Genomic DNA, 15,443 nt, shown 5'->3' on the forward strand with positions numbered 1-15,443 from the left:
GGCCAGCGATCACAGGCCGGCCAGCGTGTCCGCGAGGATCGCCGACAGCCCGACGAGGACCGGATGGCCGGCCGTGATGACATACGTGGGTACCGCGCCGAGATAAGGGGCGAAACGCCCCTTCTTCTCGAAACGCGCGCGAAACGAGGACCGGTCGAAGCGATCGCCCAGTGTCGCCACGATGGCGCCGCCAATGTACACGCCACCGCGCGCGCCCAGCGTTACCGCCAGGTTGCCGGCCACGGTGCCCAGCATGCCGCAGAACACCTCGACCGCCTCGTCGCACAGCGGGCAGTTACCGCGCAGCGCGCGGTGCGCGATTTCGGTATAGGACAGCGCGGTGCGGGACGGTGCTTCGGCGGACATGCCCCGCAAGTCCGCCAGGGCGCGGTAGATCAGCTCGATGCCGGCGCGGGACAACAGCCGTTCGGCGGACACGTCGCCGAACTCGCGCCGTGCAAACCGCAGGATCGCGATCTCGGTTTCATCGACGGGTGAAAAGCTGGCGTGGCCGCCTGCCGATCGCAGCGCCGTCCAGCCCGCGGCCGTGGGGACCAGGCCGGAAACGCCCAGCCCCGTGCCGGCGCCGAGCAAACCCAGCGGCGTATCGGCCACGGCGCCCCCTCCTCCGACCTGCCGCTTGCGGTCTCCCAGGCAAGGCAACGCCCGTGCCATTGCCGGGAACTCGTCGACCACGGCGAGCACGTCGAAGCCGCACTCGTCGCGCAGCCGGGTAACGGAAAATTCCCACGGATGGTTCGGCATTCGCACGACATCGCCCGTGCCCCGATTGACGACCGCGATCGCGCAATGCCGGACCACCGGCGCGGCGGCGGCCACGTCGGCCTGCGCCAGCCAGGCACGCAGCGCCGCCGCCAGCGTCGGGTAATCCCGGCATGGCAGGACATGTACATGGCTTGTCCGGCCCGGTCCCGGTTCCAGCGCGAAGCGCGCATGCGTGCGGCCCACGTGCGCCAGCAGGCGCGGGCCCGCCGGATGATCGGCGAGGCGGTCTGGCGTAAGGAACGTCGGAGTCATGGACATCGTCGCAAGCGGTCGTCAAGCAGGCCCGGTACGCGACCGGGCCCGCGGCTCAGGAAAAAAACAGGGACGTGCGCCCGGAAGCGCCTCCCGCCTTGCGGACGATCCACGCGATGGCCAGCGCCGCCGCAGGGCACGCGGCGCTGGCCGGCCATCAATACCCGTGGATCATCTTGTAGGCCATCTCCGGCAGGAAGGTGCCCGCCGCCGCCGCGCAGCCGTCGGCTTCGCCCGGCGCCTTGACCCACAGCGTCATGGCGGGCTGGCTGCCCACCGCGTTCACGCGCGGCGGCACGCCGATCTTGCGGCCCGCCGGGTCGCACCATTCGCGGCCGTCCGGCCCCGCGCCATTGCGGCTGGTATCGACGACGAACGGCTTGCCCCAGCCGGCCTGCTGCTGCAGCGCGTTGCTCACCGCGATGCCATACGGATTGCTTTCCGCATCGGTACGGTAATTGGACACGTTCAGCGCGAAACCCTCGGCGTTGGCGATGCCGGCCTGGAGCAGGCGTGACGCCGCCTCGGCCGGTTCCAGCCAGTCGCTGTTGCCGATGTCGACATACAGCGCCGTGCGTGGCGCCCGCTCGTTGAACTGGGCCACCGCGTGGCGGAACAGTTGCAGCCGCGTTGCCTTGCCTGCGGCATCGAGGCAGTCGAGCTGCGGCAGCGCATCCGGTTCCAGCACCACCACGGCTTCGCGCGGGCCGATCGCATTGGCGAACGCGCGGATCCAGTCCTGGTAGGCCGCCGCCGAACCGGCGCCGCCGGCGCTGTGCTGGCCGCAATCGCGCGCCGGAATGTTGTAGGCGACCAGCACCGGCACGCGCCGCGCCGCCGCCGCCGCACCGACATAGCTGCCTACCGCATTGCCGATATCGCCGCTCCAGCCGCCGAACCACTTCGCGGCCGGCTGGCTGGCGATGCGCGGGCCGATCTCGGCCGCACGGCCATCGCCGGCGTTGTCGCGCACCCACCGTGCGGCGGCCGACTGCGGGTCGCTGTACAGGTTCGGGTTGGGTGCCTGGATCGTGCAATTGACGCCGCCGACCGTGATCCTGCCGGGAACCGGCCGCGCGCCGGCATACGCCAGCGGCATGCCGAAGCCGATGCTGGCGCCAGGCGCGATCGACGGACGTCCGCCATCGTCGGTGGCCGTTACCCGGCCGCCCGCGACGGCGACCCGCGCACCCCACGGTGCACTGGCCAGCGAGACCGGGCTGCCATAGTCCCACGTGACGTTCCAGCCGCTGACGGTATTGCTGCCGGTATTGGTGACAACGATGTCGACGACGAAGCCGTTGGCCCAGTCGTCGCGCGTGGCATACGTTGCGGCGCAGGTGGGCGCGGCGCTGGCGGCACCGCTGGCAAGCAGGACGAGCGTGGCCAGGGCTGGCCGGAATACGGTATGCATCATGGATTTCTCCTGTCGTTATGTTATGTACTGCGGTACTGCGTCTCCATTCAGGCCGGCCAGGTGGCCGGCCTGTCGTGCAACACCCGCTGGCTCAGAAGTCGTAACGCAGCTGCGCCGTGTAGCGCGGCCCCGTCTTGAACCAGGTGTGGTTCATGTTGCCGATGTGCTGGTCCATCGTCTGGCGGAACTTCACATCGGTCAGGTTCTGCGCCTCCAGGCCGATCGACAGCTTTTCGGTCAGCTTGTAGAAAATCGAGGCGTCGATCTGGCCATAGGCTTCGGCCCACAATGGCAAGCCCCACGCCAGGTTCTCGGCACCGTAGGTCGGGCTGGCCGGGTTGGTATCCTTGCCGTCGGTGCCGCGCGCACCCCAGGCATTGACCGACTGCAGGCTGCGCGAACGCCAGTTGTAGGCGACGCGCGCCGAGACCGGGCCGCGGTCGTACATCAGCGACAGGTTGGCGCTCTGGCGCGACAGGCCCTGCAGCGGCAGGTTGCCGAACACGCGGCCATCCGTGTCGCAGCCGTTGATGTTCAGGTTCAGGTTGGCGGCGCCGTCGGCGCTGCCGCTGCAGTATTCCGAATACACCGGGTTGTACAGGTCGCGCGCGCTGTCGACGAACGTGAAGCTGGCCTGCACGCCGATGCCCTTCAGCCAGCCGGGCACGTTGTCGTAATACTGCTGGTAGGCCAGTTCGAAGCCGCGGGCATGGCCCTTCGCACCGTTGACCGGCGATGTGGTGGCGAAGCGGTGCATCGCCCCCGCCGTGTCCGGCAACTCGACGCTGACCATCTGGTCGACGACGATGTCCTTCAAGCGCTTGTTGAACAGGGCCACCGTGAGCGAGCCGCCGGGCGCGAAATACCACTCGGCGGTCACGTCCAGCTGGGTCGACATGGTCGGCTTGAGCATCGGATTGCCGGATGCTTCGCCGGTCAGGCTGACGCTGTCGATATTGACCGCGCCGGTGGCCGGATTGACGCTGCTGTTGACCTGCTGCGACAGCCGGTTGTAGGCCTGCAGCCGGCCGAAATCGGGCCGCGACATGGCCTTCGCCAGCGCCAGGCGGAATTGCCAGCCGCCGGTGCCCTTCAGCCGCAGGTTCAGGCTCGGCAGCACGTTGCTGTACGCATGCTCGAAGTCGGCCTGCTGCGAGAACGCCCTGATGTCCGGGACCGGCGCCCCCGTCACGGCGGCGCCTGGCGGAATGGCCACCACGTTCGGCGTGAACACGGTGTAGCCGGCGGCGCGCATGTCGGTCTTCACGTAGCGCACGCCGATATTGCCGTCCACCGGATACTTCAGGTCGTCGAATCCGAAGCGCAGCTGCGTATAGAAGGCCTTGGTCTTCTCGGCCACGTCGTTGATTTCCGCCGGATCGGTGCCGAAGGTGGCCCGCTTCCACGGGTCGCACGTGCCCCAGCCCTGGGTTGCCGCCTGCTGTTCGCACAGGATGGTGTGGTAGCTGTGCAGCGTGGCGTAACTGTCGGGATAGCCGCGCGCCAGGCTGTCGCTGGGGAACACCGCCGCCGGCACCGATGCATCGCCGTTGAAGAAGTTGTTGAACGGGTGGACGCGCACTTCGTTGTTGAAGCGGGGATCGCCCAGGTAGGCCAGCGTGGGGATGTTCCAGCCCAGCATGTAGGGCTGCGTGATGGCCTGCCAGTTGTAGCTGGGGTTCGAGTTCTGCGTCAGCGACTTGCGGTCGGTGAAGCGCACGCCGAAACGCACGTCGCGCAGGACCGCGTGATCGAAGTTGTACTGCACGTCCGTCTTCCACACGTTGTTGCTGGCCGTCGAGCGGTCCAGGTGTTCCATCGTGTAGGCCCAGTAGTAATTGTTCGGATCGGCGATGGCGGCGCGGTCCGCATCGTCGAAGTGCAAGGTCGGCAGCTTGGTCGTCAGGTCGACGCCCTGCTTCTGCAGCAGCATGCCGGTGGCGACGTCGGAATCCAGCGAACCGGTCTTGGCGCGGATGCGCTGCACGTCATTGCGGATGGTCCAGTCCTGGTTCACGCGCCACTGCACGTTCCAGGCGATATCGGTGGTCGACGAATTGCGGCTGGACACGCGGCGGTCCGGATTCAGGTTGATGCCGCCGTGTTCCGGGTCCGACAGCGTGCCGGACAGCAGGGCCCCGTTCGCATCGTGGACCCCGTTGGCCACCTGGATCGCGTACGGCGTGGTGTGCTTCATCAGCATCGCCTGTTCGCTCCAGCTGTTCTCGTAGCTGGACTTGAAGTACGTCAGCGAGGTGTTCAGGTCGCGGTTCGGCCGCCACTGGGCCGCGGCGTACTGGCCCTTGCGCTCGCGCTCGAATTCCATCGTGCGCCACGTGACGCCGGTCGGCACCCACACGGCGCGGCCGGGTACCAGGTCGTCGCGCCGGTAGTACGGTTCGATCTGGAAGTTGTCGGTGCGGGTATCGCTCTGCGACCTGGCGACATCGACCAGGAGGCCGAACTCGCCGAAGCGCGTTTTCCAGCGGTCCGACAGCAGCAGCGACGTCGATGGCGTGGGCTTGCCCTCGCGCAGCGTGGAGTACGACATCTGCCCCGAGACCGATCCCTTGAAGCCCTTGAAGTCGAACGGCATCGCCGTGCGCAGGTTGACCAGGCCGCTGATCGCGCCTTCGATCTGCTCCGCCGACGGATTCTTGTACACGTCCACGCCGGCCATCAGTTCGGGCGGCACGTCTTCGAAGCTGAGCGAACGGGCGCCATTGGCGGAGAACGAGTCACGGCCGTTCAGCTCGGAACGCACGTAGTTCAGGCCGCGGATCGCCACGCCGGACCCTTCCACCGCATAGTGCTGCGGATCGCCGGCCATGCTGCGGTCGATCGTTACACCGACCACGCGCTGCAGCACTTCGGTCACGGAGCGGTCGGGCAGCTTGCCGATGTCTTCGGCATTGATCGAGTCGACGACCTCGTCGGCATCCTGCTTGATCTTCTGGGCCGACTGCAGCGCGGCGCGCTGGCCCGAGACCACCACGACGCTGGCGTTGGCGTTGGCTGTGGCTTCCGTGGACGAGCCGGTCGACTGGGCCAGCGCGGCGCCGCCCGTCAGGGCGGCGAAATGCGACACCGCGATGGCCATCGCGGTCTTCTTGAAGTGATTCATTCTGTCTCCGATGCAGAGTAATTTTTGTTGGTTCGATGCCCGCTTCGTAGCGCCGCGCTGCCTGGCGCCGCAGGTCTCTGAAATCGTTTTCAAACATCGGCAAAGAAAACCCGAAGGCGGCTTCGGGCATTGGATGCGCTCGGGCGGCGCGGTGGGATTTTCACCAACGCGCTTATGAAAACGAATTCAGGAGGCGAAACTTACCGGCAACCATGACGCTCCGTCAATAAATTTGTTTAGTGTGTTGCACTAAACGTAGTAAAGATACGAATTTTGGGTGATTTTTCCGATACTTCCTACGAGACACTTGACTTCGCGCCGAACGATGACGAACATGCGATGAAATCGTTTTCAGGCGATTTTTCACGTGCATTGACGTCACTTCGCCGCAATTCCCGCAGAGCAGGAGGTGACCGTGAGCGCGGTGCTGCCGGCTTGAAGGACTGCCCGGCTGGCGCTCGCGCGATGTTTTTTCAACAACGACAAGAAAGTAACGGATGAGACAACTCAGCATCGACATGAAGCGCGCCGCCCTGGCATTGACGCTCATCGCCTCGGCGGCGCAGGCCATGGCGGCCGATACCGCCGCCGATGGCGGCAAGACGGACCCCGACCAGCGGGCGCGCGCCGCCGTTGCCGCGATGACGCTGGACGAAAAGATCCAGACCGTGTTCGGCTATTTCTCCACCGATTACAAGGGCACCGCGAAGCCCGAGGAAGGCGTGCCGTTCACCGCCGGCTTCATCCCGGGCGTAAAGCGCCTCGGCATCCCGCACCAGCAGCTGACGGATGCCGGCACCGGCGTCGCCTCGCAGCCGAATCCATCGCCACGCCAGCGCACGGCCCTGCCGGCGGGCATTGCCACGGCGGCCAGCTGGAATCCGGCGATCAGCTATGCGGGCGGCGCCATGATCGGCAAGCAGGCGCGCCTGTCCGGCCACAATGTGATGCTGGCCGGCGGCGTCAACCTGCAGCGCGAGCCGCGCAATGGCCGCAACTTCGAATATGCGGGCGAAGATCCGCTGCTGAGCGGCGTCATCGCGGGCGAGCAGATCCGCGGTATCCAGTCCAACCACGTGGTCGCCACCGTCAAGCACTTCGCCTACAACGACCAGGAGACGGGCCGCTTCAAGGTAAACGTCAAGATCGGCGACGCGGCGGGCCGCATGTCCGACCTGCTGGCCTTCCAGGTCGCCATCGAGCGGGGCGATCCGGGTTCCGTCATGTGCGCCTACAACCTGGTCAACGGTGCCTACGCCTGCGAGAACGACTACCTGCTCAACAAGGTGCTCAAGCGCGACTGGGGCTACAAGGGTTACGTGATGTCCGACTGGGGCGCCGTCCACTCGACGATCCCCGCCGCGCTGTCCGGCCTGGACCAGCAGTCCGGCTGGCCGTTCGACCAGTCGCCGTACTTCAACGGCGCATTGAAGGAAGCGGTGGAAAACGGCCACGTGCCGCAGGCCCGGCTCGACGACATGGTGCAGCGCATCCTGCGCGCCATGTATGCCAACGGCGTGATGGAACACCCGGTGCGGGTCGAGCCGGAAAAAATCGATTTCGCCGCGGACGCGCAGGTTTCCCGGCAGGCCGCCGAGGAAGGCATCGTGCTGCTGAAGAACCGCAACGGCGTGCTGCCGCTGGGCGGCGCGCATCGCACCATCGCCATCATCAGCGGCCATGCCGACGTGGGCGTGCTGTCGGGCGGCGGTTCCTCGCAGGTGTATCCGGTCGGCGGCTCGCCGGTACCCAATGAAGGCCCGAAGACGTTCCCCGGCCCGATCGTCTACCTGCCCTCCTCGCCTATGCAGGCGCTGGCGAAGCGCCTGAACGCGAAGATCGTCTATCACGACGGCAAGGATGCGGCCGCGGCCGCAAGACTGGCTGCGGCCAGCGACCTCGCCCTCGTCTTCGCCACGCAGTGGACCGCCGAAAGCATCGACCAACCCGACCTGTCGCTGCCCGGCGGCCAGGACGCGGTGATCGCCGCCGTGGCGGCCGCCGGCAAGCCTGTCGTGGTGGTGCTGGAAACCGGTTCGCCGGTCACCATGCCGTGGCTGGACAATGTCGACGCGGTGGTGCAGGCCTGGTACCCGGGCAGCAGCGGCGGTGAAGCGATCGCCCGCGTGCTGACCGGCGAGGTGGACGCCTCCGGCCGCCTGCCGGCCACCTTCCCGGCCTCGGTGGACCAGTTGCCGCGCCCGGTGGTGGACGGCACCGGCCTGCCGGAAGGTAGCCGCTTCACGACCGACTACGACATCGAAGGCGCGGCGGTCGGCTACAAGTGGTTCGACAAGAAAGGCCTCAAGCCGCTGTTTGCCTTCGGCCACGGCTTGTCGTACACCTCGTTCAAGTACACCGGCCTGGCGGCGGCGGCGAAGGATGGCACGATCGATGTGTCGTTCAGCGTGACCAACGACGGCAAGCGCGCCGGCAAGGCGGTGCCGCAGGTGTACGTGAGCAAGGCCGGTGCCGGCTGGGAAGCGCCGAAGCGCCTGGGCGGCTGGGACAAGCTGGCGCTGCGGGCCGGCGAACGCCGCGCCACCCGCGTCGCCATCGATCCGCGCACGCTGGCCGTCTTCGACAGCGCCAGCAACAAGTGGAAGATCGCCGCCGGCGAGTACACCGTGATCCTGGCCGAAGCGGCCGACGCGCCGGTGGCGACCGTCAAGGTGCGCCTGCCGGCGCGCGAGTTCACGGCCGGCGGCCGCTGAAGCGGCTATCGGGCGGCCAACGTCCTTCTCCTGCCCAAGCCCGCCCCTGCCCATCGACCCTGCCCATTGCCGATCGGGCCGTGGGCAGGGATCACTAAACAGGGCTAAACACGGCACCGTATCGAACGTCGCTATTGCTACCGGCTGCCCGCGCGCCTACATTTCGACACCGTTCGACGGTGCCGGCAATGCCGCGGGCCGGTCGCGATCATCCTGACACGCCCGGTGCGTTGCCCTGCCCCACCACGACGCCCAGCAAACACCATTTGACCGCCCGGCGTTGCCGGGCCCACAGGAGCCACAATGCGTTTTCGCCCGAGATTCATGCAGCCGCTCGCAATGTTTGCGAGCCTGGTACTGGCCGGCTGCGCCAACGGCACGACCACCAGCCCGGAGACCTGCTTCGTCAATGCCAAGGCCTGGCCGACGTGCACCCGCGGCGACGGCTGGGGCTTCGAAGAAGGCCGCTACTGCATCGCCCGCAGCTTTTGCCCGGATCGCCGGGACGCCATGCCGGCGGGGGCCGGCCGCGATGCGCCGGTCGACGCGCAGGCAACGCGGGCGACCCGCGATCTGTACACCTGGCTGCGCGCCACCTGGGGGCGGCACGTGCTGTCCGGCCAGTCCGACCTCACCTGGAAGGATGCGATCGACATGGCCGAACGCGTGCACGCGGACACGGGCAAGTACCCGGCACTGATGGGCTACGATTTCATGAACTATGGCATGCCCCCGGGGTCCGCCGACGGCCAGCGCCAGACCGAAGAAGCGATCGCCTGGGCCCGCCGGGGCGGGCTCGTCGCGTTCAGCTGGCACTGGCGCGACCCCGCCCTGTTGCACACGCCGTCGGTCAACAAGGCCAATTTCTACGTGCGCGATGCGAACCCCGGCAACAACACGGCGTTCACCATTCCCGTGGCCGGGAACGCGCTGGACAGGACCAGCCCGGCGTTGCGCCAGATCGACGACGGTATCGACCTGATCGCGGCCGAACTGAAAAAACTGGCCAGCGCCGGCGTGCCTGTCTTGTGGCGCCCGCTGCACGAAGCATCCGGAAACGATGGCGACGGCTGGTTCTGGTGGGGCCGGGCCCGTCACGACGGGGTGCCGCAAGCCTATGCCAGCATCCTGTTGTGGCGCCACATGTATGACCGGCTGGTCAACGTCCATGGCCTCCACAACCTTGTCTGGGTGTGGAACGGCCAGGACCCCGCCTGGTATCCGGGCGACGACGTCGTCGACATCATCAGCCACGATATCTACGACGAGGGCGACAACAAGGCATACGGCTCGCAGTTGCGCACCTATCTGCAGGCGCGCAGGACGACGGCGGAGAACAAGCCCGTCGCCCTCAGCGAGAACGGCTACATTCCCGATCCGGACAAGCTCGCGGCCGATGGCGCGTGGTGGTTGTGGTTCATGACGTGGAACGACCGCGACACGCCTGCCGGCGTGACCGCAAGGGAGAATTTCTGGACGGGCGAGTACTACAACACCAACGCGCACAAGCGCAAGGTCTACCATCACCCGCTCGTGATCACCCTCGACAGGCTGCCGCGCCACCTGGCCGCACCGGACGCGGCGGCCGGCGATGCCCCCGTGCGGCCGCGGTAGGACCCGTCTTGCCCGCCGACTGGCAGCGCGAACGTGGCGGCCGGTGCCGGTGACGATCGCCCTGTTGGTATGCCATCCGTTTTGAGCAAGGTTCGATTCCTCGCCGCCAGGTGCAGGCGCGGCGTGATGCCGGGACATGCGGTGCCGGACTACAATGGAATAACGCTCATATCCCGGGCCCGGGCGGCCGACCACGCAAGTCCAGGCCGGGATCAACCTTGAAAGGAATCGTCAATGACGTCTTTGAACCGGATCGATCAACGCCTGCGCCGCGGCCCTGCACGCACCTGGCGCGTTGCCTGCGCGGGCCTCGCGGCCATCCTGCTCGCGGGCTGCGCGGGCGGCCCGCAAGGAACCGCCGGATCGCGGGATGCAGGGCTCGCGGGGAGCGCCTGGAACCTGGTGTCGTTCACCTCGTCGAGCGACACGACCGGCGTGATCAAGCCGCAGGAGGCGGAGCAGTATCAGGTGGAATTCGGCGCCGACGGCAAGGCGGCCTTCCGCTTCGACTGCAATCGCGGCAACGGAACCTGGGAAGGCGGCGATGGGACCGCAGGGAACGCCGGGAGCGGCAGCCTGCGCTTCGGCACCGTCGCGACCACACGGGCCATGTGCCCCCCGCAGGCGATGAATGAACGCCTGCCGCGGGATATCGAGTCCGTGCGCAGCTACCGGATCGACGGCGACCGGCTGTATCTTTCCCTGATGGCGGACGGCGGCGTGTACCAGTGGGCACGGCGGCGCTGACGGCCAGTTGGACGCGGTTGACGAGCGCCGGCATCGCGAGACAGATGCGCCACACATTGCGAATTTTTCTTTTCGGAAACTAATTTGCCTTACAATGGCTGCGATTGCGTCCTTGCGAACTCGACCACGTCCGACGTGTCGCAGTCCGGATGACCGCCCGATACATTGCCGAACAAATCCCCATGCGTTGAAAGCCATATTATGAAACGTCCTGAAATCCCCGAGAACGAGGCCGAGCGCCTGCATGCGCTGCGGGCACTTCAAATTCTGGACAGCTCCCATGAGGAGCGGTTTGATCGTGTTACCCGGCTCGCCAAGCGGTTGTTCGGTGTGCCGATTTCGCTGGTCAGCCTGATCGACGAAGACCGGCAGTGGTTCAAGTCCGCGCAAGGACTGGACGCATCCGAAACATCAAGGGAAGTCTCCTTCTGTGGTCACGCAATCAACCAGGCTGGATTGTTCATCATTCCAAACACGCTCGATGACGAAAGATTCAACGATAACCCACTCGTTACCGACGCACCGAATATCCGGTTCTATGCCGGCTACGTGCTGAAGCTCAGGCAAGGCATCAATATCGGAACACTGTGCCTGATCGATTCGAAGCCGAGGGAGATGGACGAAGAGGACCAGCAGCTTCTGCAGGACCTGGGCGAAATGATCGAACAGGAGATCAAGTCGATCCAGCTGGCAACCCTGGATGAGCTGACGACGATCTCCAACCGCAGGGGCTTCATGACCCTGGTCGACCACAGCCTGAAGGTTTGCCGCAGAAACAAGCTTCCCGTCTCCATCGCGTTGTTCGACCTGAACAAGTTCAAGGCGATCAACGACACCTATGGCCATCACGAAGGCGACTTCGCCCTGGTCTCGTTCGCGCAGATCATGCTGGCGTCGTTCCGCGACTGCGACGTCATTGCACGCCTGGGAGGCGATGAATTTGTCGTGATGCTGCTCGATTCCGACGAGAACAGGATCGGCAACGTTCTCGAAAGGTTCAGGATTGCGGCTGCGAATGCGAACCAGAAACTCGGCAAGCCCTACCGGATCGAATACAGCGTCGGCGTTGCCCACTTCCCGCACGACACGAATGAACCCATCGAAACGATGATCCAGGCTGCGGACGATGCCATGTTTGCGGATAAAAAAGAACAGGAAGCGCGCTCGGGCCGTTGATTGGCCCGGGTTGCGCCGCGCCCCGCAAATTCACAGGCCGGCGACTGCCCGACGGTGCTTGTTACTGCCCCTGCGACCGCAACGGTCATCGATTTACCCCGGCATCGGCGGCCGGCTGGTGCGGACACATACCGGGGTACGGTTCGTTCAGTTTCGCAGGCGCGAAACGAGTGCCGCGGCATGAGCATGTGCCTGCTCTTCCGTCTCGAAAGTGCATGTAGCTTCCGCATAAGCTTGCCGAAAAAAGAAAAAGCCCACCGAAGTGGGCCATATCTTTGATTTCCTAGCATTTGCTAGTCACTAATCTTGGAGGCGAGGACGGGAGTCGAACCCGTCTAGACGGCTTTGCAGGCCGCTGCATAACCGCTTTGCTACCTCGCCGGAGGAGACTTGCATCGGGATTTCAGCCGGTTATGATCTGAAACCCAGGAATTCTGGAGCGGGAGAAGAGTCTCGAACTCTCGACCTCAACCTTGGCAAGGTTGCGCTCTACCAACTGAGCTACTCCCGCATGGAGTTACTGCATTGACTGCTGCTCCGTCTTTCGACTGGAGCGGGAGAAGAGTCTCGAACTCTCGACCTCAACCTTGGCAAGGTTGCGCTCTACCAACTGAGCTACTCCCGCTTGGAGTTACTACACTGACTGCTGCCCCGGTCTTTCGACTGGAGCGGGAGAAGAGTCTCGAACTCTCGACCTCAACCTTGGCAAGGTTGCGCTCTACCAACTGAGCTACTCCCGCATTTCAGGAACCGCATTATCGCAGAAACATCAAACGATGCACAGCGAATTGTTGACTCAACACCAAACATCTCAGGCACATTTTGGAGCGGGAGAAGAGTCTCGAACTCTCGACCTCAACCTTGGCAAGGTTGCGCTCTACCAACTGAGCTACTCCCGCTTCGTGCTTGCTGCTGCGTTGTCATCAACAACAGGCCAGCATTATAGAGGATCGAAACGGCCTGTCAAGGGAGAAACTAAAAATACTGTTTAGCTCAAATTGCCCGAGCGTTCCTTGATCAGCGGCCAGGCCTTTTTCAGGTAGTAGAACATCGACCACACGGTCAGCACGCTGGCCAGCCACAGCAGCTTCTCGCCCCAGAAGCGCGTGTCAACGGCGCCGAAGATCACGTCGTAGTACAGCAGCGCCGGCAGCGCCGTCATCTGCGCGGCCGTCTTGATCTTGCCGATCGAGTTCACCGCCACCGATTTCGATGCGCCGATCTGCGCCATCCATTCGCGCAGTGCCGAGATCGTGATCTCGCGGCCGATGATGATGAAGGCGAGGATCGCATTGCAGCGGTCCAGCTGCACCAGCACCAGCAGCGCCCCGGCCACCATCAGCTTGTCCGCGACCGGATCGAGGAAGGCGCCGAAGGCCGAGGTCTGGTTCCAGCGGCGGGCCAGGAAGCCGTCGAACCAGTCGGTGATGGCGGCCACGATGAACACGACGGTGGCAGCAAGGTTGCGGTCCTGCAGGGGAAGCCATGACGGCGGGAGGTAGAACACGCCCACGACCAGGGGGATCAGCGCAACGCGCAGCCAGGTCAGCAGGATCGGGATGTTGAATGGCATAGAAGCTTAAAGGCGGCGGTGTAGGAATTGTGCTAACGCGCCGCTAGTCTACCTTGCCGACCGGGGTAATACCAGCAAGCACGGTTCAGCAGGACGGTAACGGCCGCCCGCCCTGCCCTGCGCACGCTCTCAGTGGAGGCGCCGGTAGATCTCTTCCGCCAGTTTTGCGGAAATGCCTTCGACGGACTTCAGGTCTTCGATACTCGCGTTCGTCACGCCACGCAGGCCGCCGAAGCGCGCCAGCAGGCGCTGGCGCCGCTTTGTGCCGATGCCTTCGATCTCCTCCAGCGTGGACGTCTGGCGCGTCTTGGCGCGCTTGGCGCGCATGCCGGTGATCGCGAAACGGTGCGCCTCGTCGCGGATCATCGCCACCAGCATCAGCGCGGCCGATTCCTTGCCCAGCTCCTGCGGCGCGCGGCCGTCGACGAACATCAGCGTCTCCAGACCCACCCGCCTTCCCTCGCCTTTCGCCACGCCCACGATCAGGCCGATGTCGAGCCCGAGTTCCACGAAGACCTGGCGCGCCATCTCCACCTGGCCCTTGCCGCCGTCGATCAGCACCACGTCCGGCATCACGCCGTCGCCATTGGCCACCTTTTCGTAGCGGCGCATCAGCACCTGGCGCATCGCCGCGTAATCGTCGCCGGGCGTGATGTCGTTGATGTTGTAGCGGCGGTATTCGCCGTTCTGCATCTGGTGGTGGTGGAACACCACGCACGAGGCCTGCGTCGCCTCGCCCATCGTGTGGCTGATGTCGAAGCACTCCACGCGCAGCGTTTCCAGGTCGTCGTTCTCCAGGCCCAGCACGTCGGCCAGCGCGCGCGTGCGCGATTGCTGCGAACCCTGTTCGGACAGCAGCCGTGCCAGCGCGATCTCGGCGCCCTTCTGCGCCAGCTCGAGCCACTGGCGGCGCTGACCCTGCGGCTGGAACAGCAGGTTGATGCGGTGGCCGCACTGCTCCTGCAAGGCGAGGATCAATTCCGGCTGGTCGAACTCGATGTTCAGGATCAGCACGCCGGGAATCGTTTTTTCGGTGTAGTGCTGCACGAGGAAGGCCGACAGCACCTCCACGTCCATCGGCAGCTCGGCCACGGCTTCCGCATCCATCACGTGGGTGGGGAAGTAGGCGCGGTCACCCAGGTGGCGCCCGCCGCGCACCATGGCGAGGTTCACGCAGGCGCGGCCGCCCTGGACCACCACGGCGATGATGTCCACGTCCGAATCGGACGTTTCCATGCTCTGCTGGTGCAGCACCTTCGACAGCGACTGGATCTGGTTGCGCACCGCGGCGGCCTGTTCGAACTTCAGGTCGGACGCATAGCCGTGCATCTTCTGCTGCAGCTCTTCCATCACCTCGGTGGTGCGGCCGCGCAGGAAGCGGGCGGCGTTGTTCACGTCGACCCGGTAGTCCTCGGCGCTGATGGCGCCCACGCAGGGTGCGCTGCAGCGGCCGATCTGGTTCAGCAGGCACGGGCGCGTGCGGTTCTGGTAGACGCTGTCCTCGCAGGTGCGCAGCATGAACACGCGCTGCAGGATCTGCATCGATTCCTTCACCGCCCACGCGGACGGGAACGGCCCGAAGTACTGGTTCTTCTTGTCGACGGCCCCGCGGTAATACACCATGCGCGGCACCTCGTCCCCGGTGAGCTTCAGGTACGGGTACGATTTATCGTCGCGGAACAGGATGTTGAAGCGCGGCTGCAGCGACTTGATCAGGTTGTTCTCGAGGATCAGTGCTTCGGCTTCGCTGCGCGTCACGGTGGTCTCGAGCCTGGCGATGCGCTCGACCATCATCGCGATGCGCGGGCTGGACAGGTTTTTCTGGAAGTAGTTCGACACGCGCTTCTTCAGGTCGCGCGCCTTGCCCACGTAGAGCACCTTGTCTTCGGCGTCGAAGTAGCGGTACACGCCGGGCAGGTTCGGCAGCTTGGCGACCGTTGCCAGCACCTGCTCGCGCGCCGATGGCGTCGGCATGCCGTTCGACGTTGCCGCCGGTGTTACCGCCGGTGTTGCTGCCGTCGTTGCTGCCGGTGTTGCTGC

Annotated in this window: 9 protein-coding genes and 5 tRNA genes; 4 read left to right on the forward strand and 10 right to left on the reverse strand. The window is 65.3% G+C overall.

Annotated elements, in window-relative coordinates:
• Positions 1-9: 9 nt before the first annotated feature.
• The 3 genes from glk to ACY65G_RS01400 all read right to left on the reverse strand — a co-directional run bounded on the left by glk (position 10) and on the right by ACY65G_RS01400 (position 5,579).
• Positions 10-1,038, reverse strand: a complete 1,029-nt coding sequence (gene glk, locus ACY65G_RS01390; protein WP_464995593.1) for a glucokinase — start codon at positions 1,036-1,038, stop codon at positions 10-12.
• Between the two features lie 157 nt (positions 1,039-1,195).
• Positions 1,196-2,455: a glycoside hydrolase family 6 protein gene (locus ACY65G_RS01395; RefSeq protein ID WP_464995594.1), complete on the reverse strand. Its 1,260-nt coding sequence runs from the start codon at positions 2,453-2,455 to the stop codon at positions 1,196-1,198.
• 91 nt (positions 2,456-2,546) lie between these two features.
• Complete coding sequence (locus ACY65G_RS01400) at positions 2,547-5,579, reverse strand: TonB-dependent receptor (protein WP_464995595.1); 3,033 nt, start codon at positions 5,577-5,579, stop codon at positions 2,547-2,549.
• Positions 5,580-6,076: 497 nt separating this feature from the next.
• On the opposite strand from ACY65G_RS01400, the gene ACY65G_RS01405 reads away from it, so the two are divergent.
• The 4 genes from ACY65G_RS01405 to ACY65G_RS01420 all read left to right on the forward strand — a co-directional run bounded on the left by ACY65G_RS01405 (position 6,077) and on the right by ACY65G_RS01420 (position 11,830).
• The gene (locus ACY65G_RS01405) at positions 6,077-8,293 is read left to right on the forward strand and encodes a beta-glucosidase (RefSeq protein WP_464995596.1); all 2,217 of its coding nucleotides are present in this window, start codon (positions 6,077-6,079) and stop codon (positions 8,291-8,293) included.
• 324 nt (positions 8,294-8,617) lie between these two features.
• Positions 8,618-9,907, forward strand: a complete 1,290-nt coding sequence (locus ACY65G_RS01410; RefSeq protein ID WP_464995597.1) for a glycosyl hydrolase — start codon at positions 8,618-8,620, stop codon at positions 9,905-9,907.
• Positions 9,908-10,141: 234 nt separating this feature from the next.
• Positions 10,142-10,654, forward strand: coding sequence for an META domain-containing protein (locus ACY65G_RS01415; RefSeq protein WP_464995598.1), 513 nt, complete (start codon positions 10,142-10,144; stop codon positions 10,652-10,654).
• 201 nt (positions 10,655-10,855) lie between these two features.
• Positions 10,856-11,830, forward strand: coding sequence for a sensor domain-containing diguanylate cyclase (locus ACY65G_RS01420; RefSeq protein WP_464995599.1), 975 nt, complete (start codon positions 10,856-10,858; stop codon positions 11,828-11,830).
• A gap of 307 nt (positions 11,831-12,137) precedes the next feature.
• Here ACY65G_RS01420 and ACY65G_RS01425 read toward each other — a convergent pair.
• The 7 genes from ACY65G_RS01425 to uvrC all read right to left on the reverse strand — a co-directional run bounded on the left by ACY65G_RS01425 (position 12,138) and on the right by uvrC (position 15,377).
• Positions 12,138-12,211 (reverse strand) — tRNA-Cys (locus tag ACY65G_RS01425).
• Between the two features lie 54 nt (positions 12,212-12,265).
• Positions 12,266-12,341 (reverse strand) — tRNA-Gly (locus ACY65G_RS01430).
• A 38-nt stretch (positions 12,342-12,379) separates the two neighbouring features.
• Positions 12,380-12,455, reverse strand: a tRNA-Gly gene (locus ACY65G_RS01435).
• Between the two features lie 39 nt (positions 12,456-12,494).
• A tRNA-Gly gene (locus tag ACY65G_RS01440) sits at positions 12,495-12,570 on the reverse strand.
• Positions 12,571-12,653: 83 nt separating this feature from the next.
• Positions 12,654-12,729, reverse strand: a tRNA-Gly gene (locus ACY65G_RS01445).
• Between the two features lie 89 nt (positions 12,730-12,818).
• The gene (gene pgsA, locus ACY65G_RS01450) at positions 12,819-13,403 is read right to left on the reverse strand and encodes a CDP-diacylglycerol--glycerol-3-phosphate 3-phosphatidyltransferase (RefSeq protein ID WP_464995600.1); all 585 of its coding nucleotides are present in this window, start codon (positions 13,401-13,403) and stop codon (positions 12,819-12,821) included.
• 129 nt (positions 13,404-13,532) lie between these two features.
• Positions 13,533-15,377 carry an excinuclease ABC subunit UvrC gene (uvrC, locus tag ACY65G_RS01455; protein WP_464995891.1) on the reverse strand — a complete coding sequence of 615 codons (1,845 nt, stop codon included), beginning with the start codon at positions 15,375-15,377 and terminating at the stop codon, positions 13,533-13,535.
• Between the last annotated feature and the right edge of the window lie 66 nt (positions 15,378-15,443).

The organism is Pseudoduganella sp. jia 12 (genome assembly GCF_055502675.1).